The following is a 23,272-nucleotide window of genomic DNA, read 5'->3' on the forward strand; positions in this document are numbered from 1 at the left end:
CCACGCGGCTGCCCCCTTCACCGCCTTCGGCCGTCGGGACGGCCGTCCGCGAAGGACTAGTGAGGACTGAGACCACGTGAGCCCTGCTTCGTCTCGTAAACCCGTCGTACTCATCGCCGAAGAGCTCTCGCCCGCCACCGTCGAGGCGCTGGGTCCGGACTTCGAGATCCGGCACTGCAACGGCGCGGACCGTGCCGAGCTGCTGCCCGCCGTCGCCGACGTCGACGCGATCCTCGTACGGTCCGCCACGAAGATCGACGCCGAGGCGGTCGCCGCCGCGAAGAAGCTGCGGGTCGTCGCCCGCGCCGGGGTCGGCCTGGACAACGTCGACGTCTCCGCCGCCACGAAGGCCGGCGTGATGGTCGTCAACGCCCCGACGTCCAACATCGTCACCGCCGCCGAGCTGGCGTGCGGCCTCCTCATCGCCACCGCCCGCAACATCCCGCAGGCCAACTCCGCGCTGAAGAACGGCGAGTGGAAGCGGTCGAAGTACACCGGGGTCGAGCTCTCCGAGAAGGTCCTCGGCGTCGTCGGGCTCGGCCGCATCGGCGTCCTCGTCGCCCAGCGGATGTCCGCGTTCGGCATGAAGGTCGTCGCCTACGACCCGTACGTACAGCCCGCGCGGGCCGCCCAGATGGGCGTGAAGCTGCTGTCGCTGGACGAGCTGCTGGAGATCGCGGACTTCATCACCGTCCACCTGCCGAAGACCCCCGAGACGATCGGGCTCATCGGCGACGAGGCGCTGCACAAGGTCAAGCCGACGGTCCGCCTGGTCAACGCGGCGCGCGGCGGGATCGTCGACGAGGAGGCCCTGGCCACCGCGCTGAAGGAGGGCCGGGTCGCCGCCGCGGGCCTGGACGTCTACGCCTCCGAGCCGTGCACCGACTCCCCGCTCTTCGAGTTCGACAATGTGGTCGCCACCCCGCACCTGGGCGCCTCCACGGGCGAGGCCCAGGAGAAGGCGGGCATCGCCGTCGCCAAGTCCGTACGCCTCGCGCTCGCCGGCGAGCTGGTGCCGGACGCGGTCAACGTCCAGGGCGGCGTCATCGCCGAGGACGTCAAGCCGGGGCTGCCGCTGGCCGAGAAGCTCGGCCGGATCTTCACCGCGCTCGCGGGCGAGGTCGCGGTGCGCCTGGACGTCGAGGTCTACGGCGAGATCACCCAGCACGACGTGAAGGTGCTCGAACTGTCCGCGCTCAAGGGCGTGTTCGAGGACGTCGTCGACGAGACGGTCTCCTACGTCAACGCCCCGCTGTTCGCGCAGGAGCGCGGCGTCGAGGTGCGGCTGACCACGGGCTCGGAGTCGCCGGACCACCGCAACGTGGTGACGGTGCGCGGCACCCTCTCCGGCGGTGACGAGGTGTCCGTCTCGGGCACGCTGGCCGGCCCGAAGAACCTCCAGAAGATCGTCGCGGTGGGCGAGCACGACGTGGACCTGGCGATGGCCGACCACATGGTGTTCCTGCGGTACGGGGACCGGCCGGGCGTGGTCGGCACGGTGGGCCGCATCCTCGGCGAGGCGGGCATCAACATCGCCGGCATGCAGGTCTCGCGGGCGGCGGAGGGCGGCGAGGCGCTGGTCGCGCTGACGGTCGACGAGTCGATCCCGGCACCGGTGCTCGCGGAGATCGCCGAGGAGATCGGCGCGGCGTCGGCCCGTGCCGTGAACCTGACGGACTGACGGTCACGAACCCACCCGGGCCCGGCCGCCCCCCCGCGGGGTGCGGCCGGGCCCGTCGCGTGCGCGGCAGGGAGCTCGCCACGGGCATGTGGCGTGTCGTCGAGGGGACGGCACCGGATACCTTGCCCTCGGCGAAATAGCGTTGCGCGAGAGCGGTCTGACGGGGCGTACTGGACGTAACCGGGATGTATTCGCTGTACTGGTTGCCCGAGGACACCAGTACGCATGTCTGGGAGGTTTCTCATGACAGTGACCGGCACCCACTCCACCGCCTCGTCGGCGCCCGCCTTCCCCCAGGACCGCACCTGTCCGTACCAGCCGCCCGCCGGCTACCCCGAGCTCGCGGCGCGCGGGCCGGTGGGCCGCATGACCCTCTACGACGGCCGCGAGGTGTGGGCCGTGACCGGACACGCCGAGGCCCGCGCCCTGCTGGCCGACCCACGTCTCTCCTCCGACCGGAAGAATCCTTCCTTCCCCGTGATCGCGCCGCGCGCGGAGGACCAGGCGAGCGTCGACATCCCGCTCCTGGGCTTCGACGACCCCGAACACGCCCGCCAGCGCCGCATGCTGATCCCGCGGTTCAGCCTCAAGCGCGTCGCCGCCATGCGCCCGCACATCCAGGAGATCGTGGACGGCCGCATCGACGCCATGCTCGCCGGCGGTGACCAGGCCGAACTCGTCTCCGCCTTCGCCCTGCCCGTGCCCTCGATGGTCATCTGCCACCTCCTCGGCGTCCCCTACGCCGACCACGACTTCTTCGAGGCCCACTCCCGGGCCCTGCTCACCTCCGCCACCGTCGAAGAGGCCGCGGCCGCGCGCGAGGAGCTACGTGGGTACCTCCACCGCCTCGTCGACGCCAAACAGACGGCCGCCACCCCCGGCGACGGCCTCCTCGACGAACTCATCACCGAACAGCTCACCGAGGGCCGCCTCGACCGCGACGAACTCGTCATGACGGCCCTGATCCTGCTGGTCGCCGGCCACGAGACCACCGCGAGCATGATCTCCCTCGGCACGTTCACCCTCCTCGAACACCCCGCACAGCTGGCCGCGTTGCGCGCCGACCCCGCCCTGATGCCCGGCGCCGTCGAGGAACTGCTGCGCTACCTGTCCATAGCCGACGGCATGATCCGCGTCGCCACCGAGGACATCGAGCTCGCCGGCCACACCATCCGCGCGGGCGACGGCGTCCTGCTGACCACCTCCGTCATCAACCGCGACTCCGCCACCTACGAACACCCCGACACCCTCGACGTCCAGCGCTCCGCCCGGCACCACGTCGCCTTCGGCTACGGCGTCCACCAGTGCCTCGGCCAGAACCTGGCCCGCGCGGAGATGGAGATCGCCCTCACCACCCTTTTCGCCCGTATCCCCACCCTGCGCCTCGCCGTTGCTCCTGACGAGGTGCCCTTCAAGCCCGGCGACACCCTGCAGGGCCTCTACGCACTGCCGGTCACCTGGTGACCGGAGAAACGGAGTACCGCATGCGCGTCAGTATCGACTCCGACCTCTGCATCGGCTCGGGGATGTGCGCCCTGACCGCGCCGCAGGTCTTCACCCAGGACGACGACGGGTTCGGCACCGTACTGCCCGGGCGCGAGGACGGCGCCGGCGACCCGCTGGTGAAGGAGGCGGTCCGCGGCTGTCCGGTCCGGGCCGTCACCCTCGAGGAGTAGGGCTCACGGCCGCCGCAGCCGGGCCGCCTTGAGCGTCATGTGCAGCAGCAGGCGGTCCTCGCCGTCGTCCAGGTCCAGGCCCGTGAGCTGCTCGACGCGGCCCAGGCGGTAGTAGAGGGTCTGCCGGTGGATGCCGAGGGCCGCCGCCGCACGGCCGGCCTGGCCCGCGCAGTCGAGGTAGACCTCGGCCGTGCGGGCCAGCTCGGTGTGCGCCGGCGCCAGCAGCGGCAGCACCGCCGGGTCCGCCGTGCGCTCCGCCGACAGCCCGGTCAGCACCCGGTACGGGCCGATCCCCGCCCACTCTGCCACCGGCCCCAGCCTGCGCTCCGCCACCGCCGCCCGCGCCGCCGACAGGGCCTCCGCCCAGGCGTCCGGCAGCTCCGCCAGCCCCTTGCGGGGCGTGCCGATGCCGGCCGCGGCCAGTGCCGGCGCGCTCTCGGGGCGGCCGGCCCGCGGCGAGCGCAGCAGCCGGTCGGCCGCCGCCGTGGCCGGGGCGGGGGAGGAGACGGCACGCAGCCGGATCAGGGCCGCCAGGGCCGCCGAGCCGTCCGGCAGCGCCCCCGGCACCGCGCACATCGCGGCCACCCCCGACTGGGCGGCCAGCGCCGAGCCCCCGGCGTCCGGGCCCGGCTGGTCCGTATCGCCGTCCTCGCCCGCCGCCCGCCACGGCGCCACCGCGACCACGGCCAGCGGACCGTCCGCCGAGGAGCCCAGGGCCTCCCGCAGCGCGCCGCGCGCCACCTCGCGGGCGGCCGGCCGGGCGGTCAGCAGCTCCCGCAGCAGCTCGCCCAGCTCGGCGCCGGCCCGGGCCTCGGCCGCCAGCAGCGCCCCGATCCGCGCGGCGCTCTCCATGGCCTGCGCCAGGCGTGGATCGGCGAACGGCACGCTCAGGTCCAGCCCGGACAGATGGCCGTCGTCCAGCAGCCAGACGTAGCCGTGCACCACCCCGCGGTAGCGCACCGGCAGGCAGATCCGGCCCCGGAACACCCCGGCCGCCGGGTCCGGCGGGATCCGCAGCGGCGCCTGGGCCCCCGCGATGCCGAACGCCTCGAACCACGCCCGCACCGCCGCCGTCGAGCGCCGCTGCAGGATCGAGCGGGTCCGCACCGGGTCCATCATCAGGTCGAGATCCTCGTCCCCCTCGTGCGCGCCGAACGCGATGAGGACGAAGTCCCGGTCCTCCAGCGTCGCGGGAGCGCCGAGCGCCGCCGAGATCTCGTCCACGAGCTGCTGATACTCGCCACGCATGCGCGCCGTGCTCCCTTCTGTCGCCGCCGGCCCTCATTGTCATACATCTGTCTGAGATGCCGGCCACGAATGCGTGACAGCTGTCGATGGCCGCGCGGTGGCGTGAACCCTACCTTTCACGTTGAGTTACTTATGCCGTCTTCCCAGGTGGGGACGGCCGTCACCGTGGAGGTGCCCGTGCTGGGTCCCGTGATTCTCGCCGCGTCGCGCAGCGACAGGATGCGCCGCTTCGTGTCGGCCGCCCCGGGCACCAAGCAGGTCGTCGACCGCTTCATCGCCGGTGAGACGGTCGACCAGGTCATTCCGATCGTCGAGGACTCCACCGCCAAGGGCCTCGAGGTCACCCTCGACGTCGTGGGCGAGGACATCACCACGGTCGAGCAGTCCTACGCCGCGCGCGACGCCTACCTGGAGCTGATCGGACGTCTCAAGGAGCTCGGCCTGGGCGAGCGGGCCGAGATGTCGGTCAAGCTCTCCATGTTCGGCCAGGCCCTGGAGGGCGGCCACGAGCTGGCGCTCGCCAACGTCCGCCCCGTCGTCGAGGCCGCCGCCGCCATCGGCACCACGGTCACCCTGGACGCCGAGGACCACACGACCCTCGACTCGATGTTCGCCATCCACGAGGAGCTGCGGAAGGACTTCCCGCAGACCGGCTGCGTCATCCAGGCCTACCTCTTCCGTACCGAGGACGACGCCCGCCGCCTCGCCGCGGCCGGCAGCCGGGTGCGTATCGTGAAGGGTGCGTACAAGGAGCCCGCCTCCGTCGCATACCAGGACAAGGCAGAGATCGACAAGGCGTTCGTCCGCATCGTCAAGATCCTCATGGGTGGCCTGGGCTACCCGATGATCGGATCGCACGACCCGCGCCTGATCGCCATCACCCAGGAGCTCGCCCGGCAGGCAGGGCGCAAACTGGACGAGTACGAGTTCCAGATGCTCTACGGCATCCGCAGCGACGAGCACGTCCGCCTGGCGGCCGACGGCCACCGGATGCGCGTGTACACGGCGTACGGAACCGACTGGTACGGCTACTTCATGCGCCGCCTCGCCGAGAAGCCGGCGAACCTGCTGTTCTTCGCCCGCTCCATCCTCACCAAGGGCTGAGCCCCCCGACCCCCGTCAAGAGCCCCGAAGGAGACACGGAACCTCATGGACGCCGTAACCCAGGTCCCCGCCCCGGTCAACGAGCCGGTGCACAGCTACGCCCCCGGCTCCGCCGAGCGTGCCCGCCTCGAGGCCAAGCTCAAGGAGCTGGCGGCCAACCCGATCGACCTGCCGATGACCATCGGCGGCGAGAAGCGGATGGGCGGCGGCGAGCCGTTCAAGGTCGTCCAGCCGCACAACCACGCGGCCGTGCTCGGCACCTTCCACCACGCCACGCAGCAGGACGCGCAGGACGCCATCGACGCCGCGCTCGCCGCGGCCCCGGCCTGGCGCGCGATGTCCTTCGACGACCGCGCCGCGATCATCCTGCGCGCCGCCGAGCTGCTGGCCGGCCCCTGGCGCGAGACGCTGGCCGCCTCCACCATGCTGGGCCAGTCCAAGACCGCCCAGCAGGCCGAGATCGACACGCCCTGCGAGCTCGTCGACTTCTGGCGCTTCAACGTGCACTTCGCGCGCCAGATCCTCGCCGAGCAGCCGGTCGCCAACTCCGCCGGCGTGTGGAACCGCACCGACCACCGCCCGCTCGAGGGCTTCGTCTACGCGATCACGCCGTTCAACTTCACCGCCATCGCCGGCAACCTGCCGACCGCCCCGGCCCTCATGGGCAACGTGGTCGTCTGGAAGCCGTCCCCCACGCAGACCCACTCCGCCGTGCTGCTCATGCAGCTCCTGGAGGAGGCCGGCCTGCCCAAGGGCGTCATCAACCTGGTGACCGGCGACGGCATCGCCGTCTCCGAGGTGGCCCTGAACCACCCCGAGCTGGCGGGCATCCACTTCACCGGCTCGACCAAGACCTTCCAGTACCTGTGGAAGACGGTCGGCAACAACATCGAGAAGTACAAGTCCTACCCGCGCCTGGTCGGCGAGACCGGCGGCAAGGACTTCGTCGTCGCCCACCCCAGCGCCGACCGCGCCATCCTGAAGACCGCGCTGACCCGCGGCTCCTTCGAGTTCCAGGGCCAGAAGTGCTCGGCCTCCTCCCGCGCCTACATCCCCCGCTCCATCTGGGAGGACGGCTTCAAGGAGGAGTTCGCGGCCGAGGTCGACGGCATCACCATGGGTGACGTCACCGACCTGTCGAACTTCATCGGCGCCGTCATCGACGAGCGCTCGTTCGCCAAGAACAAGGCGGCCATCGACCGCGCCAAGTCCGACCCGACCTGCACGATCGTCGCGGGCGGCTCGTACGACGACTCGGTCGGCTACTTCGTCCGCCCGACCGTCATCGAGTGCACGGACCCGGAGAACGAGGTCTTCACGACCGAGTACTTCGGCCCGATCCTGGCCGTCCACGTCTACGAGGACGCGGACTTCGACGCGATGCTGGCCCAGATGGAGTCCGTCTCGGCGTACGCCCTGACCGGCTCGGTCATCGCGCAGGACCGTTACGCGGCCGCCGACGCGATGGACAAGCTCCGCTTCGCCGCGGGCAACTTCTACATCAACGACAAGTCGACCGGTGCCGTCGTGGGCCAGCAGCCCTTCGGCGGCGGCCGCGCCTCGGGTACGAACGACAAGGCCGGTGCCGCGTCGAACCTGACGCGCTGGACCTCGGCCCGCTCCATCAAGGAGACCCTGGTCCCGCCGACCGACTACACCTACCCGCACATGGGCTGACCTGCCCCTTGCGAACTCCGCCCCCGCACCGGCCCCCCAGCCGGGCGGGGGCGGTGCGGGGGCGGGGCCGGCCGCCCCTAGCGCCAGGCGGTGACGATCAGCGCCAGGCCAGCCGTGAAGCCGCCGCCCAGCAGGACCAGGTACAGCGGGTACAGCCGGCGCAGCCGCCGCCCCAGCACCCCGAGGGCCGCGAAGCCCAGCCCCACGCTCAGCGTGCGGACCGAGCGCGCGGCGGCCGCGGCCGCCACGAAGTCGCCGGGCGGGATGTGCGCACGGCCCGCGGCGGCCGCGTAGACCTTGAAGGGCACGCCGTTCCAGGGCTGGTGGCCGACCGCCGCGGCGCCCTCCACCGTGAGCTGGCGGGTGGCTTCGGCGTGCATACGGGCCGTGGTGAGGGGCGCCGGCAGCCGCGCCCCCGCCCCTGCCAGCTGCAGGGCGAGCAGTCCGCCCGCGAGGGTCCCGGCCAGGGCGGCGAGCGAGAGCCGCAGCGCGGCGCGGGGCGCTGCCGCGCAGGCGAGCGCCAGCAGCAGCTCCGGCATCAGCGGCCAGCTCAGCGCCTCCGCGAACGCCCAGGCGAAGGCCGGCGGCAGCCCCCACCGGGAGGCGGCGACCGCCGCGACGCGGCGGCGCACAGCGCTGTCGCGTTCCGCCGGCCGGGCGGCCGCCTCACCGGCGAGCTCCGCCACGGCCGTACGGGCCCGGTCGGCGGACACGGCGCCGTACAGGGGCCGCCCGATCCGCACCCGCACCAGGGCCGGGCGCAGCCGGCCACCCTTGGGCAGCAGCCGGTCCGTGCCGGCGATCCCCACCGGCACGACGGGCACCCCGGCCCGCTCCGCGAGCAGCAGCGCACCCCGGTGGAACTCCCCGAGCTCCCCGTCCCGCCCCCGCGTGCCCTCGGGGAACAGCACGACGGCCCGGCCGGCCCGCAGTTCGCCGGCCCTCGTCAGCAGATCACCGAGCCCACCGCCGGACCGTCGCACCGGAAACCCGGCGGCGAGGTGCCGGCAGACGCGGCGCCGCCACGGTGTGGCGAACCAGTAGTCGGCGGCGGCCCCGATCAGCGGCGCGTGCCGCGCGTCGAGCGCGGCGAGGAGAGCGGCGGTATCGGCATGCGAGGAGTGATTGGCGACGACCACACACCCCCCACGCGGCAACCGCCCCTGCCGTGAGATCCCCCCGGAACACACCAACGCCGCCCACCACAGCGCACGCCGCAACCACGCGGCGACGACCGCGCGCAGGTAAGGGGCGGTGCGGTGGCCGCGCGGGGATGCCCCGTCATGCCGGGCCGCTGCGGCGGGCCCGCCGGCCCGGACAGTCGCACGGCGGCGGTCCCGTCGACGCGTGTGGGTCGCCGGCTGGTCGGTCCGGGCGGAGTGCCCGGCCGGCGCTGTGGGACGCCGGCGCCCGCGAAGGCCCCGCCAGGGGGTGGCCCGCTGCTGCGGCCCGGTCGCCAGGGTCCACCGGGCCCGGACGGTCGCCCGGCGGTGTTCCCGTCGCCGCGCGTGGGTTGCCGGCTGGTCGGTCCGGGCGGAGTCCCCGGCCGGCGGCGTGGGCTGCCCGTGCCTACGAAGGTCGCTCCAGGAGGTGGCCCGCTGCCGCGGCCCGGCCGGCAGGGGCCACCCGTACCTCGCCCGCCACCGCGCCCGCGCCCGGCCGCGGCCGGGTGCCGTCCGGTGTATCGCGCCGTCGGCGCGGCCGCGTGTCACAGGGTCACCGCCATGGTGAGCAGGAGGGTCAGCAGGAGGGAGTCGACGCGGTCGAGGAGGCCGCCGAAGCCCGGGAGCCAGGAGCCCGCGTCCTTGATGCCGGCCTCGCGCTTGAGCATGGATTCCAGCAGGTCGCCCAGGACGATGCCGCACACCACCACGAGCCACAGCTTCTCCGTGAACGCGCCGGCCACGCCCAGCGCCGCCGCCACGGCCATGCCGGCGCCGATGACACCGCCCCAGGTCTTGGCGGGGGAGTGGGGTGAGAGCGGGCGGGCCAGGGCGCCGCCCAGGCGGGCCAGGAGCATGCCGCCGCACCAGGCACCGATATCACCGAAGGCGACGGCCACCCCGACGGCCACCGCGGTGCCCTGCAGCAGCACCAGGCCCGTGAGCGCCACCGGGATCCACAGCATCGCGAACACCGTGCGCGCCGCCCGCTCGCCGCCCCGGGACGTGTCGCCGGAGAAGAGCGCCGGCAGCACCGCGGCACAGAAGAGGAGGCCGAACAGCGGCAGGCCGAAGGCGCGCGGCCCCACCCACGACAGGAGCGGCAGCAGCACGGCCGCGGTGGCGAGCACCGCGTGCTCGCCCCGCCCCAGGCGGGCCATCCGGACGTACTCGCCGACCGCTGTCAGGCCCAGGGCCATGGCCAGCAGCGCCCCGCCCAGCGGGCCCAGTGCCAGCGCCCCCAGGAAGAGGGGCGCGGCCAGGAGCCAGGTGAGCCAGCGGCGGCGCAGCTCGCGCCGCATCCGCACGCGCGCGGGCAGCACCGCGACGGCCACACCGCCCACGGCCAGGGCACCGGCGACCACCGGGACGACGGGGGCCAGGACGCCGAGGGCGCTGTGGACGCTCATCGCGCCTGCCCCAGTTCCCGGTGGAGCCACCCCAGGCGCAGGGCCGCGGTCAGCGCCGAGCCCACCGCCACCACGACGAGGACCGGCACGGCCCAGCCCGTCGCGGCGGCCACGGCCGCCAGCAGGCACCGCTCGGTCTTGCCGACGGGCCCGCCGTTGCGCCGGGGCGCCCCGGCGGCCGTGCCCGCGAGCGACACCCACGACGGCAGGGTCGCGGCCAGCGCGGCGACCGCCACCAGCCACAGCGGGGCGAGCGTCAGGAAGCCGGCGAGGACGAGCAGGTCCGCGGCGCGGTCGCCGAGTTCGTTGAGGACCACGCCACGGCGGGTGGTGCGCCCGGTGTCGCGGGCGAGGGCGCCGTCGAGGTTGGCGAAGGCGAGCCGGGCCGCGAGCAGCGGGATCACGGGCGCGGCGGCCAGCGGTGCGGGCAGCAGCGCGAGCGCCGCCCCCGCGCCGGCCGCGCAGAGCACGCCGGCGGCGGTCAGGGCGTCCGGGGACACCCCGCGCCGGGCGAGCGCGGCGCGCAGCCCGCCGAGGCGGGCCGCGTACCAGGGCTTGAGTGCGTACAGGCCGTTCATGGGCGCCACTCTCGCCCACGCGCCGCGGCGGCGGATCGGCGCGGGTACTCAGGCACGTACTCAAACGGCTGTCTGAGTGTCACCCGTCCGCACGGCCCGGCCGGGGCGCCGGAGCGGGGAGCCGTCTCAGATAGTAGGAAGTCCGAGTAATCATGCAGACAGCGCGCCCGGCCTGTCCTAGCGTGGTGAACAGCCGAACCTTCCGCTCCATCGAGCGACGGCGGTCGTGGCCCGGTGCGCCGGCGCAGGTGATCCCTGCCGCACCCAGACCCCCGCCCCTTCTCCGGCTTCTCATCCGACCTTCTCGGGGCTTGGCAGGACTCAGCAAGAGGAGACGTGACCCATGGCCGAAACCGCCGTTCGCAGGACCCGCCGCATCGCCCGCACGTCCGACAGCGCCCAGCGTCAGGCCGACCGGGCCAACGCCGCCGCCGCGCTCCAGCGCGCGCTCGACCGCCGCGACAACGGCGGCGTCACCGGCCACTGACCCGCGTGGGCCGCGCGGGCGCGCGGCCTTACGACCCGGTGGAGCGCACCACCTCGAAGTGGTCGATCCGCGCGCCGCTCTCCGCCAGGGCCGTCACCCTCAGCCGGGGGTGGCGGCCCGGTTCGGCCTCGACCGCGAGGAAGGAGTGGCCGGTGTAGCGCACCCGCGACCACTCCACGGTCTCCGGGCTCTTGGCCCGGCCCTTGCGCCAGTGGTAGCTGGTGACGCTGTCGAGGTCCTTCACATGGCCCTCGTAACTGTCCGTCACCCCGAAGTCGTACAGCGCCTTCCCGGCGCCCCCGGCGGTGACGTAGACGATGCCGTCCCGGACGGAGTCGACGCTCGCGCCGATGGGCACCGTGCGGTTCACCCGCCGGCCCCTGATCGCGTCGGTGCGCTCGTAGACGTGGTTGTGGCCGTTGATGACGAGATCCACCTGGTGCTTCTCGAACAGCGGCACCCACGCGTCGCGCACCCCGCCGTCCGAGGCGTGGGCGCGCGTGGTGGAGAAGGCGCAGTGGTGGAAGAAGACCACGACGAAGTCGACGTCGGACTGCCCGCGCAGCTCACCCAGGCGCCGGTCGAGCCATGCGGTCTGCCGGCCGTGGCTGTAGCCGGTGTTCGCGGCGATCTCGTACGAGACGTCGTTGCCGTCCAGCGCGACGACGGCGGTGTTGCCGTAGACGAAGGAGTAGACCCCCGGTGCACGCCGGGGGTCGAAGCCGTTGTCCGGCAGCGTCCAGCGGGCGCTCTGGCCGCCGTAGCCGTTGGGGGAGTACCAGGCCTCCATGTCGTGGTTGCCGGTGGTCACCATCCACGGCACCCGGGCGGCCACCGTCTCGGTCTGGGCGAGGAACTGGTCCCACACCCGCGCGTCGTAGACGTCCGCCGGCTTTCCGGCGCCGCTGTCGTCGGCGTAGCAGAGGTCACCCGCGTGCAGGTGGAAGGCCGGGTTCTGACCCAGGATCAACTGATCGTTGGCCAGGGCGTGGTAGCCGACGCCCTGGTCGCCGAAGGCCGTGAAGACGAACGGCTCCGGCCGCGCGGGCGCCGTCGAGAACGCCCCCACCACGGGGCCGCGGCGGGGGTCGGTGGGGTCGAAGCCGTCGTGGCCGACGCCGTAGTAGTAGGTGTGCCCGGGGGCGAGGTTGTCCAGGGCGACGTGCAGGTAGAACTGTTCGACCGCCGGGAGCTTCTTGGTCAGGGCCGGGGTGTGCAGCGCGCGCACCTCGGCCGGGACGAGCTCGCTCAGCTCCCAGGGCCTGATGCCCACCCGCACGTACGGGCGCCGGACCGCGAAGGGCACCTGCCAGGAGATCCGCATCTGTGAGCGCGGGTCGGCACCGAACGCCAGGTGGCGCCCGAACGGCGCGACGCGCGAGCCGTCGACCTTGGCCGTGGCGGGCGCGGTGAGCAGGGCCGGGGACCGCTGCCCGGCGCTCGCGGGGCGTGGCAGGCCCGTGCCCGCCACGGCCCCGGCCGTCAGCGCGCCCGCCCGCAGCAGGCCGCGCCGGGTGAACTTTCCGCGCAAGTACTCGTGCTGCTCCGGCATCGTCATCCGGCTCGCGAGGCGGCCGGGGATGCCTACCCGTGGGGTGTCCATGCCGGGAAGGTCCCAGGGGGCGGCGGCCCGGACACGTACTTCCCGTGAATGTGGCCTGTCCGGCTGGCATTGTGTCCATATCGTGGACGGCGCGTGTCACAAGGCGGGACGGGCGAGTACGGTCCCGGTATGTCTCGCAGCATCAGCCTCGCAGTGATCCCCGGTGACGGAATCGGCCCCGAAGTCGTGGCCCAGGGCCTGAAGGTCCTCACGGCCGTGCTCCCTTCGGACGTCAAGCTCGAGACCCGGGAGTACGACCTCGGTGCCCGCCGCTGGCACGCCACCGGCGAAACCCTGCCGGACGACGAGCTCGCCTCCCTCGCGCGGCACGACGCGATCCTGCTCGGCGCCGTCGGCGACCCCTCCGTGCCCTCCGGCGTGCTCGAGCGCGGGCTGCTGCTGAAGCTGCGCTTCGCCTTCGACCACTACGTCAATCTGCGCCCCTCGAAGCTGTTCCCCTCCGCGACGAGCCCGCTGGCCGGGCGCCCCGACATCGACTTCGTCGTCGTCCGCGAGGGCACCGAGGGTCCCTACGTCGGCAACGGCGGCTCGCTGCGCACCGGCACCCCCGCCGAGGTCGCCACCGAGGTCAGCGTCAACACCGCCTACGGCGTGGAGCGCGTGGTCCGCGACGCCTACGAGCGCGCCCAGGCCCGCCCGCGCAGGAAGCTGACCCTGGTCCACAAGAACAACGTCCTCGTCCACGCCGGCCACCTGTGGAAGAACATCTTCGACCGCGTCGGCCAGGAATACCCCGAGGTCACCACCGACTATCTGCACGTCGACGCCGCGACGATCTTCTTCGTCACCGACCCCGGCCGCTTCGACGTGATCGTCACCGACAACCTCTTCGGCGACATCCTCACCGACCTCGCCGCCGCCGTCACCGGAGGCATCGGCCTCGCCGCGTCCGGAAACATCAACCCCGGCCGTACCTTCCCCTCGATGTTCGAGCCCGTCCACGGCTCCGCGCCCGACATCGCCGGCACCGGAAAGGCCGACCCCACGGCCACGGTCCTCTCCGTCGCGCTCCTGCTGCGCCACCTCGGCTTCGAGGCGGAGGCGGTGCGCGTCGAGTGTGGCGTCGCCGAGGACATGACGGCCCGCGACGGCACGGCCCGTACCACGGACCAGGTCGGCGACGCCCTGGTATCGCGGGCACTCGCCGCTTCGGTAGCCCCCTGACACCGACCGCTGTGCCACCGCGCGGTCGGATGCCACCATCGATTACCGGCCGCGCGCACGTTTTCCGTCGGGCCCCCTACGAGCGATAATCGAACGTGGGGCCGCGATATGAGGCGAAGCTCGGACGTCCCGATCCCCTCGGGACGACAGTGAGCGCGGTCCGCCACACACCAAGGTGAAGGACACGCATTCATGACGACGCCCACGATCGAGCTCAAGCCTTCCTCGCACCCGCTCTCCGACGCGGAGCGCGAGCGGATCCTGGCCAGCCCCGGCTTCGGCCGCCACTTCACCGACCACATGGTGACGATCAAGTGGACCGAGGGCCGCGGCTGGCACGACGCCCAGCTCGTTCCGTACGCGCCGCTGTCGATCGACCCGGCGAACATGACCCTCCACTACGCCCAGACGATCTTCGAGGGCCTCAAGGCGTACCGTCAGCCGGACGGCACGGTCGCCACGTTCCGCCCCGAGGAGAACGCCAAGCGCTTCCAGGCATCCGCCCGCCGCATGGCCATGCCCGAAATGCCGGTCGAGACCTTCATCGAGGCGTGCGACGCCCTGGTCAAGCAGGACAAGGCGTGGGTGCCCGACGCCGGCGAGGCCTCGCTCTACCTGCGCCCGTTCATGATCGCGACCGAGGTCGGGCTGGGCGTCCGCCCCGCCAACGAGTACCTCTTCGTCATCATCGCCTCGCCCGCCGGCGCCTACTTCCCCGGCGGGGTCAAGCCGGTCTCGGTCTGGCTCTCCGAGGAGTACGTGCGCGCCTGCCCGGGTGGCACGGGCGCGGCGAAGGCCGGCGGCAACTACGCCGCCTCCCTCGTCGCCCAGGCGCAGGCCGCGGCCCACGGCTGCGACCAGGTGGTCTGGCTCGACGCGCTCGAGCGCCGCTGGATCGAGGAAATGGGCGGCATGAACCTGTACTTCGTGTACGGGAACAAGATCGTCACCCCGGAGCTCACCGGCTCCCTGCTGCCGGGCATCACCCGCGCCTCGCTGCTCCAGATCGCCGCCGACCTTGGGTACGAGGTCTCCGAGGGCCGCATCTCCGTCGACGACTGGAAGAACGGCAACGCCGACGGCACCCTCACCGAGGTCTTCGCCTGCGGCACCGCCGCCGTCATCACCCCGGTCGGCTCGGTCAAGTCCACCCGCGCCGACTGGAGCGTGGCCGACGGGCAGCCCGGCGAGGTCACCATGAAGCTGCGCCGGGCGCTGCTGGACATCCAGACCGGCGCCGCCGCCGACACCCACGGCTGGATGCACCCCCTGGGCTGAGGCCGCCCGGGCGTACGCGTGCGTTGCGCCGTGAACGCAACGCACGCAAGTACGCGCAAACGTTGCCGGCCGGACCCTTGTCCGGCACCGGCCGTTCCGCCACCGTGATCATCCATGGAACAGGGACACGGCCGGGGGCCGGGCCAGGGGCGGCAGCACTGGAAGAAGATCTGGGTCGGCTCGGCCGGCAACATGGTCGAGTGGTTCGACTGGTTCGTCTACGCCAGCTTCGCCACGTACTTCGCGGGCTCCTTCTTCCCCGAGGGCAATGACACCGCGAAGCTCATGAACACCGCCGGCATCTTCGCCGTCGGTTTCTTCATGCGACCGGTCGGCGGCTGGCTGCTGGGCCGGGTCGGGGACCGCAAGGGCCGCAAGGCCGCGCTCACACTGACCGTCACGCTGATGTCGGCGTCCGCGGTGCTGATCGCCGTCGCCCCCACCTACGCGGTCGCGGGCTACGGCGGCGTCGCCGTCCTGCTCGTCGCCCGCCTGCTGCAGGGCCTGTCGGTCGGCGGGGAGTACGCGGCCAGCGCGACCTACCTCACCGAGGCATCGGCGCCGGGCCGGCGCGGCTTCGCCTCCAGCTTCCAGTACGTGTCGATGACGGCGGGCCAGATCCTGGGCCTGGGCCTCCAGATCGTCCTCCAGCGCACGCTCACCAGCGACGAACTGCACAGCTGGGGCTGGCGCATCCCCTTCGTCGTGGGCGCGCTCGGCGCCGCCGTCATCTTCTACCTGCGGCGCAACATGCTGGAGACGGAGGCGTACGAGGAGAGCGGGACCGCGCGGGAGGAGCGGGGCACCATCAAGGCCCTGCTGCGGCACAAGCGCGAGGCGTTCCTGGTGATCGCGCTCACCATGGGCGGCACGGTCGCCTACTACACGTACACCACCTACCTGACCAAGTACCTCTCCAACACCGCCGGCCTGCCCAAGCAGACCGCGACCCTCGTCAGCTTCTGCGCGCTGATCGTCTTCGCCTGTCTGCAGCCGCTGGCCGGCGCGCTCTCGGACCGCATAGGCCGCCGCCCGCTGCTGATCACCTTCGCGGTGGGCTCGACCTTCCTGACCGTGCCGATCATGACGCTGCTGCGGCAGGCGGGATCGTTCTGGCCGGCCCTGGGGCTGTCGCTGCTGGCGCTGGTGGTCATCACCGGCTACACCTCCATCAACGCGTGCGTGAAGGCGGAGCTGTTCCCCACCGGCGTACGGTCCCTCGGCGTGGCCCTGCCGTACGCGATCGCCAACGCCCTCTTCGGCGGCACGGCGGAGTACGTCGCCCTGTGGTTCAAGAAGGGCGGCATCGAATCCGGGTTCTACTGGTACGTGGCGGGCTGTGCGGCCGTGTCGCTGGTGGTCTACCTGACGATGCGCGAGACGCGCGACATCGACCTGAAGCGGGTGGGCGAGGAAGCCCGCCCGGCGCTCGACGACCACGCCGGACCGAAGGACGGCGTGCCCGCATCCTGAGACGCGACCGCAGCACGGACCGGACGTGTGCCAACATGCCCGCATGCTCCCGTTCGCCACGATTATCGGCAACAGGCGCGCCGGTCCGCAGTGACCGCCTCGTACCACCCGTACGACGCGGACACCGTCGTCCCAGACCCGCGCGCAGACCTCTCGCACCCGCGAGAGGTTTTTGCGTTTTCCGGCCCACCACGCCGGAGGCGCAGGGCGAGGGATCATTAAGGGGGACGGTGGAACCGGTCATTCCGGTAGACCGACATCCTCACAGGAGTCAGAGCAGCAATGACGGACGCAACAGACGGCCCCGACGGCGGCCTCGACGACAGTTTCCACGTCTTCGACACCACGCTGCGCGACGGCGCCCAGCGCGAGGGCATCAGCCTCACCGTCGCGGACAAGCTGACCATCGCCCGGCACCTGGACGACTTCGGCGTCGGCTTCATCGAGGGCGGCTGGCCCGGCGCCAACCCCCGGGACACCGAGTTCTTCCAGCGCGCCCGCGAGGAGATCGACTTCCGGCACGCCCGGCTCGTCGCGTTCGGCGCCACCCGCAAGGCCGGCGTCCGCGCCGAGGACGACCCGCAGGTCGCCGCGCTGCTCGACTCCAGGGCCCCGGTCGTCACGCTCGTGGCCAAGTCCCACGACCGCCACGTGGAGCTCGCCCTGCGCACGACGCTGGACGAGAACCTCGCCATGGTCCACGACACCGTCTCCTACCTGCGCTCCCGCGGCCGGCGCGTCTTCGTCGACTGCGAGCACTTCTTCGACGGCTACCGCGCCAATCCCGGCTACGCCACCCAGGTCGTGCGCACCGCCCACGAGGCCGGCGCCGACGTCGTCGTCCTGTGCGACACCAACGGCGGCATGCTCCCCGCCCAGGTCGAGGCCGTGGTGCGGACCGTGCTCGCCGACACCGGCGCCCGCCTGGGCATCCACGCCCAGGACGACACCGGCTGCGCCGTCGCCAACACCCTGGCGGCCGTGGACGCGGGCGCCACGCACGTACAGTGCACCGCCAACGGCTACGGCGAGCGGGTGGGCAACTCCAACCTCTTCCCGGTCGTGGCCGCCCTGGAGATCAAGTACGACCGCCGGGTGCTGCCGGCCGGCAAGCTGGCGGAGATGACCCGCATCTCGCACGCCATCGCCGAGGTCGTCAACCTCACCCCCGCCACCCACCAGCCGTACGTCGGGCTCTCCGCCTTCGCCCACAAGGCCGGGCTGCACGCCTCCGCGATCAAGGTCGACCCGGACCTCTACCAGCACATCGACCCGGAACGGGTCGGCAACACCATGCGGATGCTCGTCTCCGACATGGCGGGCCGCGCCTCCGTCGAGCTCAAGGGCAAGGAGCTCGGCATCGACCTCGGCGGCGACCGCGAGCTGATCGGCCGCGTCGTCGAGCGGGTCAAGGAGCGCGAGCTGGCGGGCTATACGTACGAGGCCGCCGATGCCTCGTTCGAGCTGCTGCTCCGCGCGGAGGTCGAGGGCCGGGCGCGCCGCTACTACCGCGTCGAGTCCTGGCGGGCGATCGTCGAGGACCGCCCCGACGGCACGCACGCCAACGAGGCGACCGTGAAGCTGTGGGCCAAGGGCGAGCGCATCGTGGCGACCGCGGAGGGGAACGGCCCCGTCAACGCCCTCGACCGCGCGCTGCGCGTCGCGCTGGAGCGCATCTATCCGCAGCTGGCCTCGCTGAAGCTGACGGACTACAAGGTCCGCATCCTGGAGGGCAGCCTGGGCACCGGCTCCATCACCCGGGTGCTGGTCTCCACCAGCGACGAGCACGGCGAGTGGTCCACCGTCGGCGTCGCGGAGAACGTCATCGCCGCGTCCTGGCAGGCACTGGACGACGCCTACGCCTACGGGCTGCGCCGCGCGGGCGTCGAGCCGCAGGAGTGAGTCACAGGCCCTGAGCCGAGAGTCCGGCGCCGAGCAGGTCGAAGGCCCGCCCGGCGTCGGCGTGGGCCGCGCGCAGGACGTCGTCGGTGAGGGAGCCGCCGGACGTCAGGCGCAGCCAGTTGTCGCGGGCCAGGACGTGGTGGACGGCGATGATCTGCGCGGCCGCCAGCCGCGCCGTCACCCCGTTCGTCCCGTCCGTCTCCGCCAGTGCCTCGGCCAGGGCCCGTTCGTCCTCGTCGGCGTAGCGGCCCAGCCGCGCCTGCAGGCTGGGCGTCGAGTAGAGCATGTCCCGGAAGGCCAGCACGGCCGGCACGTCGCACAGGCCCGTGATCGGGTCGCGGGCGTCGAGCCGGGCGTGGAAGTGCGCGCGCAGGGCGGCCAGCGGCGCCTGCCCGGCCGCCCGGCCGCGGACGACGCGGGCCGCTTCCCCCTGGTGGTCGGCGATCCGGTGGAGGGCCAGGTCCTCCTTGGCGGGGAAGTAGCGGAACAGCGTCGGCTTGGACACCTCGGCCGCCGCCGCCACCTCCGCGACCGACACCTGGTCGAAGCCGCGCTCCAGAAAGAGCGCGATGGCGGCGTCGGACAGCGCCTGGCGGGTGCGCTGCTTCTTGCGTTCGCGCAGCCCGGTGGTCTCCGTCTCCTCGTTCACGCCCCCACCCTACCAGCCCAAGGTTTACCCGGAATCTTTTGTTACTCGGTTGCGTTTTTCTCCCGGCCGGTCTTTCATGGGCACACCGACCGACGGAGGAAGACGCATGACCACCACCGCTGTCCTGATCGTGGGCGCCGGCCCGACCGGGCTCACCCTCGCCTGCTCGCTCGCCCGCGCCGGCGTGCCCGTACGAATCATCGACAAGTCCCCGCGGTTCCACCGGGAATCGCGCGGCAAGGGCCTCAACCAGCGCAGCCGCGAGCTCTTCGAGGACCTCGGGGTGGGGGAGGCGGCCACGGCCTCGGGCATCGAGCACATCACCCTGCGCAAGTACCGCGGCGGCGTCGCCATCGCCGACGACGTCACCTTCGGCGACCGCGTCCCCACCCCCGACGCCCCGTACGCGAGCGGCCTGATCATCCCGCAGTGGCGCACCGAGGAGATCCTGCGCGACAAGCTCGCCACCTACGGGGTCGAGGTCGAACTCGTCAGTGAACTCGCCGGGTTCGTCCAGGACGAGGACGGGGTGACGGCCACGCTCACCGACGGCCGCCGCATCCGGGCCGCCTACCTCGCCGGCTGCGACGGCGGCCGCAGCCCCGTCCGCAAGGCGCTCGGCGTCGGCTTCGAGGGCACGACGGAGGCCGAGGAGTGCATGGTGATCGGGGACGTACGCGCCGACGGCCTCGATCCCGCCTACTGGCACCAGTGGTTCGACGTGGACGGCGGCATCATGCTCTGCCCCTTCCGGGACGGCGGCCACTGGCAGCTCCAGGCGGCGCCCGAGCAGGCGGTCGACGGGCGGATCGTGCCGCCGTCGCTCGAGTCCTTCCAGCGGATGTTCGACCGGCACGCCCGCCTGGCCGGGGTGAAGCTGACCGATCCCACCTGGTTCTCCACCTTCCGCGTCAACGTCCGCATGGCCGACCGGTTCCGGGTGGGCCGCGTCTTCCTCGCCGGGGACGCGGCGCACGTGCACTCCATCGCCGGCGGACTGGGCATGAACACCGGCATCCAGGACGCCTTCAACCTGGGCTGGAAGCTGGCCTTCGTGCTGCGCGGCCTGGCCGGCCCGGACCTGCTGGACACCTACGAGGAGGAACGGCAGGCCGTCGCCGCCTGGACGCTGAACCTCACCGACGAGCGGATGCGGGCGGTCCGCGAGGGCGTGCGCGCACCGGGCGTCGGCACCGAGGCGGTCATCACCGACGACATCACCACCCTCGGCGTCGGCTACCCCGGGAGCAGCCTGGCCTGGGGCGGCCCGACGGCGGGCCACCGCGCCCCCGACGCCCCGTGCCGCGACGCCGCGACAGGCCGCCCCACCCGCCTCTTCGAGGTCTTCGCCGGGCCGCACTTCACCCTGCTGGGCTTCGGAACAGCCGCCGCGGCGGCCCTGGCCGAGGCCGGGGCCGTCTACGGCGACCGGGTCCGGACGTTCCGCCTCGCCGATGACGAGGGGCATGCGGGCCGGGCGTACGGGGTGGATGGGGACGCTCTGGTGCTGGTGCGGCCCGACAACCACATAGCGCTGACCACGGCCGCGGAGGGGGTGGCCGAGGTCGTGGACAACCTGCGACGGCTCTGATTTTCAGCCCGTCTGGGGGCACCTCCCAGCGGTAGCTGGGGGAGGTTGAGGACCGGGGTCCGGGGCGGAGCCCCGGTTTCGGGGAGGGGCGGGGTGGGGGAAGAAACCGCCGTGGCCCCCGACTGGACCCGCCGCACCTTCCTCACCGCCGCAGGCTCCATAGGAGCCCTCGGCCTCGCCGCCCCCGGCGACGACGACTTCGCCGCCCTCCGAAGACGCTGGCGCGCCCTCACCCTCGGCACCGGATTCGACCCCACCGCCGAGCCCTACGCCTCCGCCCTGCGCCGCACCGGCGAGCTCGCCCGCGCCCACCGGGCGAGCATGCGCCCCGCCCCCGGCTCGCTCTGGCCCGACGCGCCCTTCGACCCGCCCGCCGGCATCACGCAGAGCTATGCCCGGCTGCACACCATGGCCCAGGCCCACGCCCAGCCGGGCACCGGCCTCACCGGCGACACCGGCCTCGCCGCCGACGTCCTCGCCGGGCTCGACCACCTCGACGCGCGCGTCTACCACCCCGGCACCACCCGGTACGGCAACTGGTGGGAGTGGCAGATCGGCAGCCCCCGGCTGCTCCTGGACACCCTCGCCCTCCTCCACGGCGAGGCGGGCGAGGCCCGGCGCCGCCGCTTCCTCGCCGCCGTCGACCACTTCGTCCCCGACGCCATGCTCGGCGACTACACCGGCACCAGCACCGGCGCCAACCGCGTGGACCTGTGCCGCGTCGTCGCCCTGCGCGGCGTCCTCGGCGCCGCCCCCGCGAAGATCGCCCTGGCCCGCGACGCCCTCTCGCCGGTCTTCCCCTACGTCACCCGGGGCGACGGCCTCCACGCGGACGGCTCCTTCATCCAGCACACCTGGGTCGCCTACTCCGGGACGTACGGCTATGTCCTGCTCGACGGCCTCGGGCGGCTGTTCGCGCTGCTGCGTGGATCCCCCTGGGAGGTCACCGACCCCGCCCGGCAGATCATCCACGACAGCGTCGAGCGGGCGTACGCACCGCTGATCCACGACGGCCTGGTGATGGACAGCGTCTCGGGCCGCGCCATCAGCCGGGGCCTGCAGAGCGCCGACCCGCGCGGGCTGCCCCAGAGCGACCACCAGCGCGGCCACGCCCTCATCGCCGCCATCGCCCTGCTCGCCGAGGGCGCGCGGCCGGCGGAACGGGACCGCTGGCACCGGATGATCAAGGGCTGGATCGCCCGGGACACCACCCTTCCCGTACGTACCGACCCCCGCTTCCCGGTCGCCGACCTCGCCCGGCTCGCCGCCGTCGACGAACGCCCCCTGCCCGCCGCGCCCGAGCCCGTCGGCCACCGGCTCTTCCCCGCCATGGACCGGGCCGTCCACCGGCGCCCCGGCTGGACCGCGAACATCGCCATGGCCTCCGACCGCATCACCCACTACGAGAACGGCAACGGCGAGAACCCGCGCGGCTGGCACACCGGCGCCGGGATGGTCCTGTGGTGGGCCGGCCCGGACGGCGGCGGCCAGTACACGGACGCCTTCTGGCCCACCGTCGACCCCTGCCGGCTGCCCGGCACCACCGTCAGCACCCGCCCGCTCGCCGACAACGAGGGCGGCGGCTGGGGTGCCCCCCGGCCCGCCGTCCGCTGGGTCGGCGGCGTCACCGACGGGCAGTACGCGGCCGTCGGCCAGCACCTCAAGGGGCTCGGCTCCACCCTGGAGGCCCGCAAATCCTGGTTCTGCGCCGCGGACGCCCTCGTCTGCCTCGGCGCCGGGATCGGCGCCCGGGACGGGCACGGCGTCGAAACGATCGTCGACAACCGCCGGCTCGGCGCCGACGGCACGGCCGCCCTCACCGTGGACGGCGAGCTCCAGCCCGCCCGGGACGGCTGGTCGCGCTCCTTCGCCCGCGCGCACTGGGCCCACCTGGCCGGGCACGGCGGCTACGTCTTCCCCGGCGGCGCCCCGCTGGAGGCGCTGCGCACGGCCCGCACCGGCTCCTGGCGGGACATCAACGCCGGCGGCTCGCCCACCCCGCTCACCCGCCGCTACCTCACCCTGTGGCATTCCCACGGCACCGACCCCGAGGACGCCGCGTACGCCTACCTCCTCATGCCCGGCGCCACACCCCGCACCCTCGCCGCCCGCGCCGCCGACCCCCGCTGGCTCACCGTCCTGGCCAACACCCGCGACCGCCAGGCCGTGCGCGTCCCCTCCCTGGGCCTGACCGCCGCCAACTTCTGGCAGGCCGGCACCGTAGGCCCCCTCACCGTCACCACCCCCGCCTCCGTACTCCTGCGCCACCGAGAACGCACCGCCACCCTCCACCTCGCCGCCCCCTTGCGCACCGGCGAGCCCGTCGACCTCACCTGGGCACACCCGGTGCGCCGCGTCACCGCCCACGACGCCTCCGTGCGCGTGCTGGCCACCGGGGCCGCGCTACGCTTGCGGATCACGCCGGGGACGGCGTGCGCGTCGCACGGCTGCCGCGTCGAGGTGCGCTGAGCCGGACACCCCCGAACGGCGGTACCTGGTCAAGCCATATATATGACGTCTTGGCCCGTCCATATTTGTGGGGTACTCACAGCGTGGGACGCCCGCTCG

Annotated in this window: 18 protein-coding genes; 12 read left to right on the forward strand and 6 right to left on the reverse strand. The window is 73.1% G+C overall.

Annotated elements, in window-relative coordinates; all coding sequences use genetic code 11:
- Nucleotides 1-76 precede the first annotated feature (76 nt).
- The 3 genes from serA to ABZ956_RS03405 all read left to right on the forward strand — a co-directional run bounded on the left by serA (nt 77) and on the right by ABZ956_RS03405 (nt 3,357).
- Nucleotides 77-1,681 (forward strand): phosphoglycerate dehydrogenase, encoded by a 1,605-nt coding sequence (gene serA, locus ABZ956_RS03395; RefSeq protein ID WP_361886174.1) that lies wholly within the window; start codon nt 77-79, stop codon nt 1,679-1,681.
- A gap of 243 nt (nt 1,682-1,924) precedes the next feature.
- The gene (locus ABZ956_RS03400; protein WP_361886177.1) at nt 1,925-3,145 is read left to right on the forward strand and encodes a cytochrome P450; all 1,221 of its coding nucleotides are present in this window, start codon (nt 1,925-1,927) and stop codon (nt 3,143-3,145) included.
- A gap of 20 nt (nt 3,146-3,165) precedes the next feature.
- A complete protein-coding gene (locus ABZ956_RS03405; RefSeq protein WP_361886179.1) occupies nt 3,166-3,357 on the forward strand; it encodes a ferredoxin in 192 nt (63 codons plus the stop codon).
- Nucleotides 3,358-3,360: 3 nt separating this feature from the next.
- Here the strand turns inward: ABZ956_RS03405 and ABZ956_RS03410 are convergent, their stop codons facing one another.
- The gene (locus ABZ956_RS03410) at nt 3,361-4,605 is read right to left on the reverse strand and encodes a helix-turn-helix domain-containing protein (RefSeq protein WP_361886182.1); all 1,245 of its coding nucleotides are present in this window, start codon (nt 4,603-4,605) and stop codon (nt 3,361-3,363) included.
- Between the two features lie 177 nt (nt 4,606-4,782).
- On the opposite strand from ABZ956_RS03410, the gene ABZ956_RS03415 reads away from it, so the two are divergent.
- Both ABZ956_RS03415 and pruA read left to right on the forward strand, forming a co-directional pair.
- Nucleotides 4,783-5,709, forward strand: a complete 927-nt coding sequence (locus tag ABZ956_RS03415) for a proline dehydrogenase family protein (RefSeq protein ID WP_361886690.1) — start codon at nt 4,783-4,785, stop codon at nt 5,707-5,709.
- A 45-nt stretch (nt 5,710-5,754) separates the two neighbouring features.
- Entirely contained in the window at nt 5,755-7,386 is a 1,632-nt protein-coding gene (gene pruA, locus ABZ956_RS03420; RefSeq protein ID WP_361886184.1) for an L-glutamate gamma-semialdehyde dehydrogenase, read from the forward strand.
- Between the two features lie 77 nt (nt 7,387-7,463).
- Here the strand turns inward: pruA and ABZ956_RS03425 are convergent, their stop codons facing one another.
- From ABZ956_RS03425 to ABZ956_RS03435, 3 genes are all read right to left on the reverse strand, one after another.
- Nucleotides 7,464-8,630: a lysophospholipid acyltransferase family protein gene (locus ABZ956_RS03425; protein ID WP_361886693.1), complete on the reverse strand. Its 1,167-nt coding sequence runs from the start codon at nt 8,628-8,630 to the stop codon at nt 7,464-7,466.
- 464 nt (nt 8,631-9,094) lie between these two features.
- Nucleotides 9,095-9,958: a phosphatidate cytidylyltransferase gene (locus tag ABZ956_RS03430; protein WP_361886187.1), complete on the reverse strand. Its 864-nt coding sequence runs from the start codon at nt 9,956-9,958 to the stop codon at nt 9,095-9,097.
- The gene (locus ABZ956_RS03435; RefSeq protein ID WP_361886190.1) at nt 9,955-10,536 is read right to left on the reverse strand and encodes a CDP-alcohol phosphatidyltransferase family protein; all 582 of its coding nucleotides are present in this window, start codon (nt 10,534-10,536) and stop codon (nt 9,955-9,957) included. The genes ABZ956_RS03430 and ABZ956_RS03435 overlap by 4 nt, the downstream gene beginning before the upstream one ends.
- A 343-nt stretch (nt 10,537-10,879) precedes the next feature.
- Between ABZ956_RS03435 and ABZ956_RS03440 the strand changes: the two genes are divergently transcribed.
- Nucleotides 10,880-11,023 carry a hypothetical protein gene (locus ABZ956_RS03440; protein WP_104531542.1) on the forward strand — a complete coding sequence of 48 codons (144 nt, stop codon included), beginning with the start codon at nt 10,880-10,882 and terminating at the stop codon, nt 11,021-11,023.
- A gap of 28 nt (nt 11,024-11,051) precedes the next feature.
- Here the strand turns inward: ABZ956_RS03440 and ABZ956_RS03445 are convergent, their stop codons facing one another.
- Nucleotides 11,052-12,626 (reverse strand): metallophosphoesterase family protein, encoded by a 1,575-nt coding sequence (locus tag ABZ956_RS03445; protein ID WP_361886193.1) that lies wholly within the window; start codon nt 12,624-12,626, stop codon nt 11,052-11,054.
- Between the two features lie 129 nt (nt 12,627-12,755).
- Between ABZ956_RS03445 and ABZ956_RS03450 the strand changes: the two genes are divergently transcribed.
- From ABZ956_RS03450 to cimA, 4 genes are all read left to right on the forward strand, one after another.
- On the forward strand, nt 12,756-13,811 hold the full coding sequence (locus tag ABZ956_RS03450; protein ID WP_361886196.1) for a 3-isopropylmalate dehydrogenase: 1,056 nt from the start codon (nt 12,756-12,758) through the stop codon (nt 13,809-13,811).
- A 192-nt stretch (nt 13,812-14,003) separates the two neighbouring features.
- Complete coding sequence (locus tag ABZ956_RS03455; protein ID WP_361886199.1) at nt 14,004-15,089, forward strand: branched-chain amino acid aminotransferase; 1,086 nt, start codon at nt 14,004-14,006, stop codon at nt 15,087-15,089.
- Nucleotides 15,090-15,281: 192 nt separating this feature from the next.
- On the forward strand, nt 15,282-16,562 hold the full coding sequence (locus tag ABZ956_RS03460; RefSeq protein WP_361886696.1) for an MFS transporter: 1,281 nt from the start codon (nt 15,282-15,284) through the stop codon (nt 16,560-16,562).
- A 282-nt stretch (nt 16,563-16,844) separates the two neighbouring features.
- Nucleotides 16,845-18,464 (forward strand): citramalate synthase, encoded by a 1,620-nt coding sequence (cimA, locus tag ABZ956_RS03465; protein ID WP_361886201.1) that lies wholly within the window; start codon nt 16,845-16,847, stop codon nt 18,462-18,464.
- Nucleotide 18,465: 1 nt separating this feature from the next.
- Here cimA and ABZ956_RS03470 read toward each other — a convergent pair whose 3' ends face one another.
- Nucleotides 18,466-19,113, reverse strand: a complete 648-nt coding sequence (locus ABZ956_RS03470; protein WP_361886204.1) for a TetR family transcriptional regulator — start codon at nt 19,111-19,113, stop codon at nt 18,466-18,468.
- Nucleotides 19,114-19,219: 106 nt separating this feature from the next.
- On the opposite strand from ABZ956_RS03470, the gene ABZ956_RS03475 reads away from it, so the two are divergent.
- Nucleotides 19,220-20,704, forward strand: coding sequence for an FAD-dependent monooxygenase (locus ABZ956_RS03475; RefSeq protein WP_361886207.1), 1,485 nt, complete (start codon nt 19,220-19,222; stop codon nt 20,702-20,704).
- A 93-nt stretch (nt 20,705-20,797) separates the two neighbouring features.
- On the forward strand, nt 20,798-23,173 hold the full coding sequence (locus ABZ956_RS03480; RefSeq protein WP_361886209.1) for a polysaccharide lyase 8 family protein: 2,376 nt from the start codon (nt 20,798-20,800) through the stop codon (nt 23,171-23,173).
- Nucleotides 23,174-23,272: the final 99 nt, after the last annotated feature.

Origin of the sequence: Streptomyces sp. NPDC046261 (assembly GCF_040646235.1) — a bacterium.
Lineage (GTDB): Bacteria > Actinomycetota > Actinomycetes > Streptomycetales > Streptomycetaceae > Streptomyces.

What these genes read in the sequence shown, in the direction of transcription:
- ABZ956_RS03400 (WP_361886177.1), top strand. Translation starts at nt 1,925, where the DNA reads ATGACAGTGACCGGCACCCACTCCACCGCCTCGTCGGCGCCCGCCTTC.
- ABZ956_RS03405 (WP_361886179.1), top strand. Translation starts at nt 3,166, where the DNA reads ATGCGCGTCAGTATCGACTCCGACCTCTGCATCGGCTCGGGGATGTGC.
- ABZ956_RS03435 (WP_361886190.1), bottom strand. Translation starts at nt 10,536, where the DNA reads ATGAACGGCCTGTACGCACTCAAGCCCTGGTACGCGGCCCGCCTCGGC.
- ABZ956_RS03450 (WP_361886196.1), top strand. Translation starts at nt 12,756, where the DNA reads ATGTCTCGCAGCATCAGCCTCGCAGTGATCCCCGGTGACGGAATCGGC.
- pruA (WP_361886184.1), top strand. Translation starts at nt 5,755, where the DNA reads ATGGACGCCGTAACCCAGGTCCCCGCCCCGGTCAACGAGCCGGTGCAC.
- ABZ956_RS03460 (WP_361886696.1), top strand. Translation starts at nt 15,282, where the DNA reads ATGGTCGAGTGGTTCGACTGGTTCGTCTACGCCAGCTTCGCCACGTAC.
- cimA (WP_361886201.1), top strand. Translation starts at nt 16,845, where the DNA reads ATGACGGACGCAACAGACGGCCCCGACGGCGGCCTCGACGACAGTTTC.
- ABZ956_RS03410 (WP_361886182.1), bottom strand. Translation starts at nt 4,605, where the DNA reads ATGCGTGGCGAGTATCAGCAGCTCGTGGACGAGATCTCGGCGGCGCTC.
- ABZ956_RS03440 (WP_104531542.1), top strand. Translation starts at nt 10,880, where the DNA reads ATGGCCGAAACCGCCGTTCGCAGGACCCGCCGCATCGCCCGCACGTCC.
- ABZ956_RS03475 (WP_361886207.1), top strand. Translation starts at nt 19,220, where the DNA reads ATGACCACCACCGCTGTCCTGATCGTGGGCGCCGGCCCGACCGGGCTC.
- ABZ956_RS03430 (WP_361886187.1), bottom strand. Translation starts at nt 9,958, where the DNA reads ATGAGCGTCCACAGCGCCCTCGGCGTCCTGGCCCCCGTCGTCCCGGTG.
- ABZ956_RS03455 (WP_361886199.1), top strand. Translation starts at nt 14,004, where the DNA reads ATGACGACGCCCACGATCGAGCTCAAGCCTTCCTCGCACCCGCTCTCC.
- ABZ956_RS03445 (WP_361886193.1), bottom strand. Translation starts at nt 12,626, where the DNA reads ATGGACACCCCACGGGTAGGCATCCCCGGCCGCCTCGCGAGCCGGATG.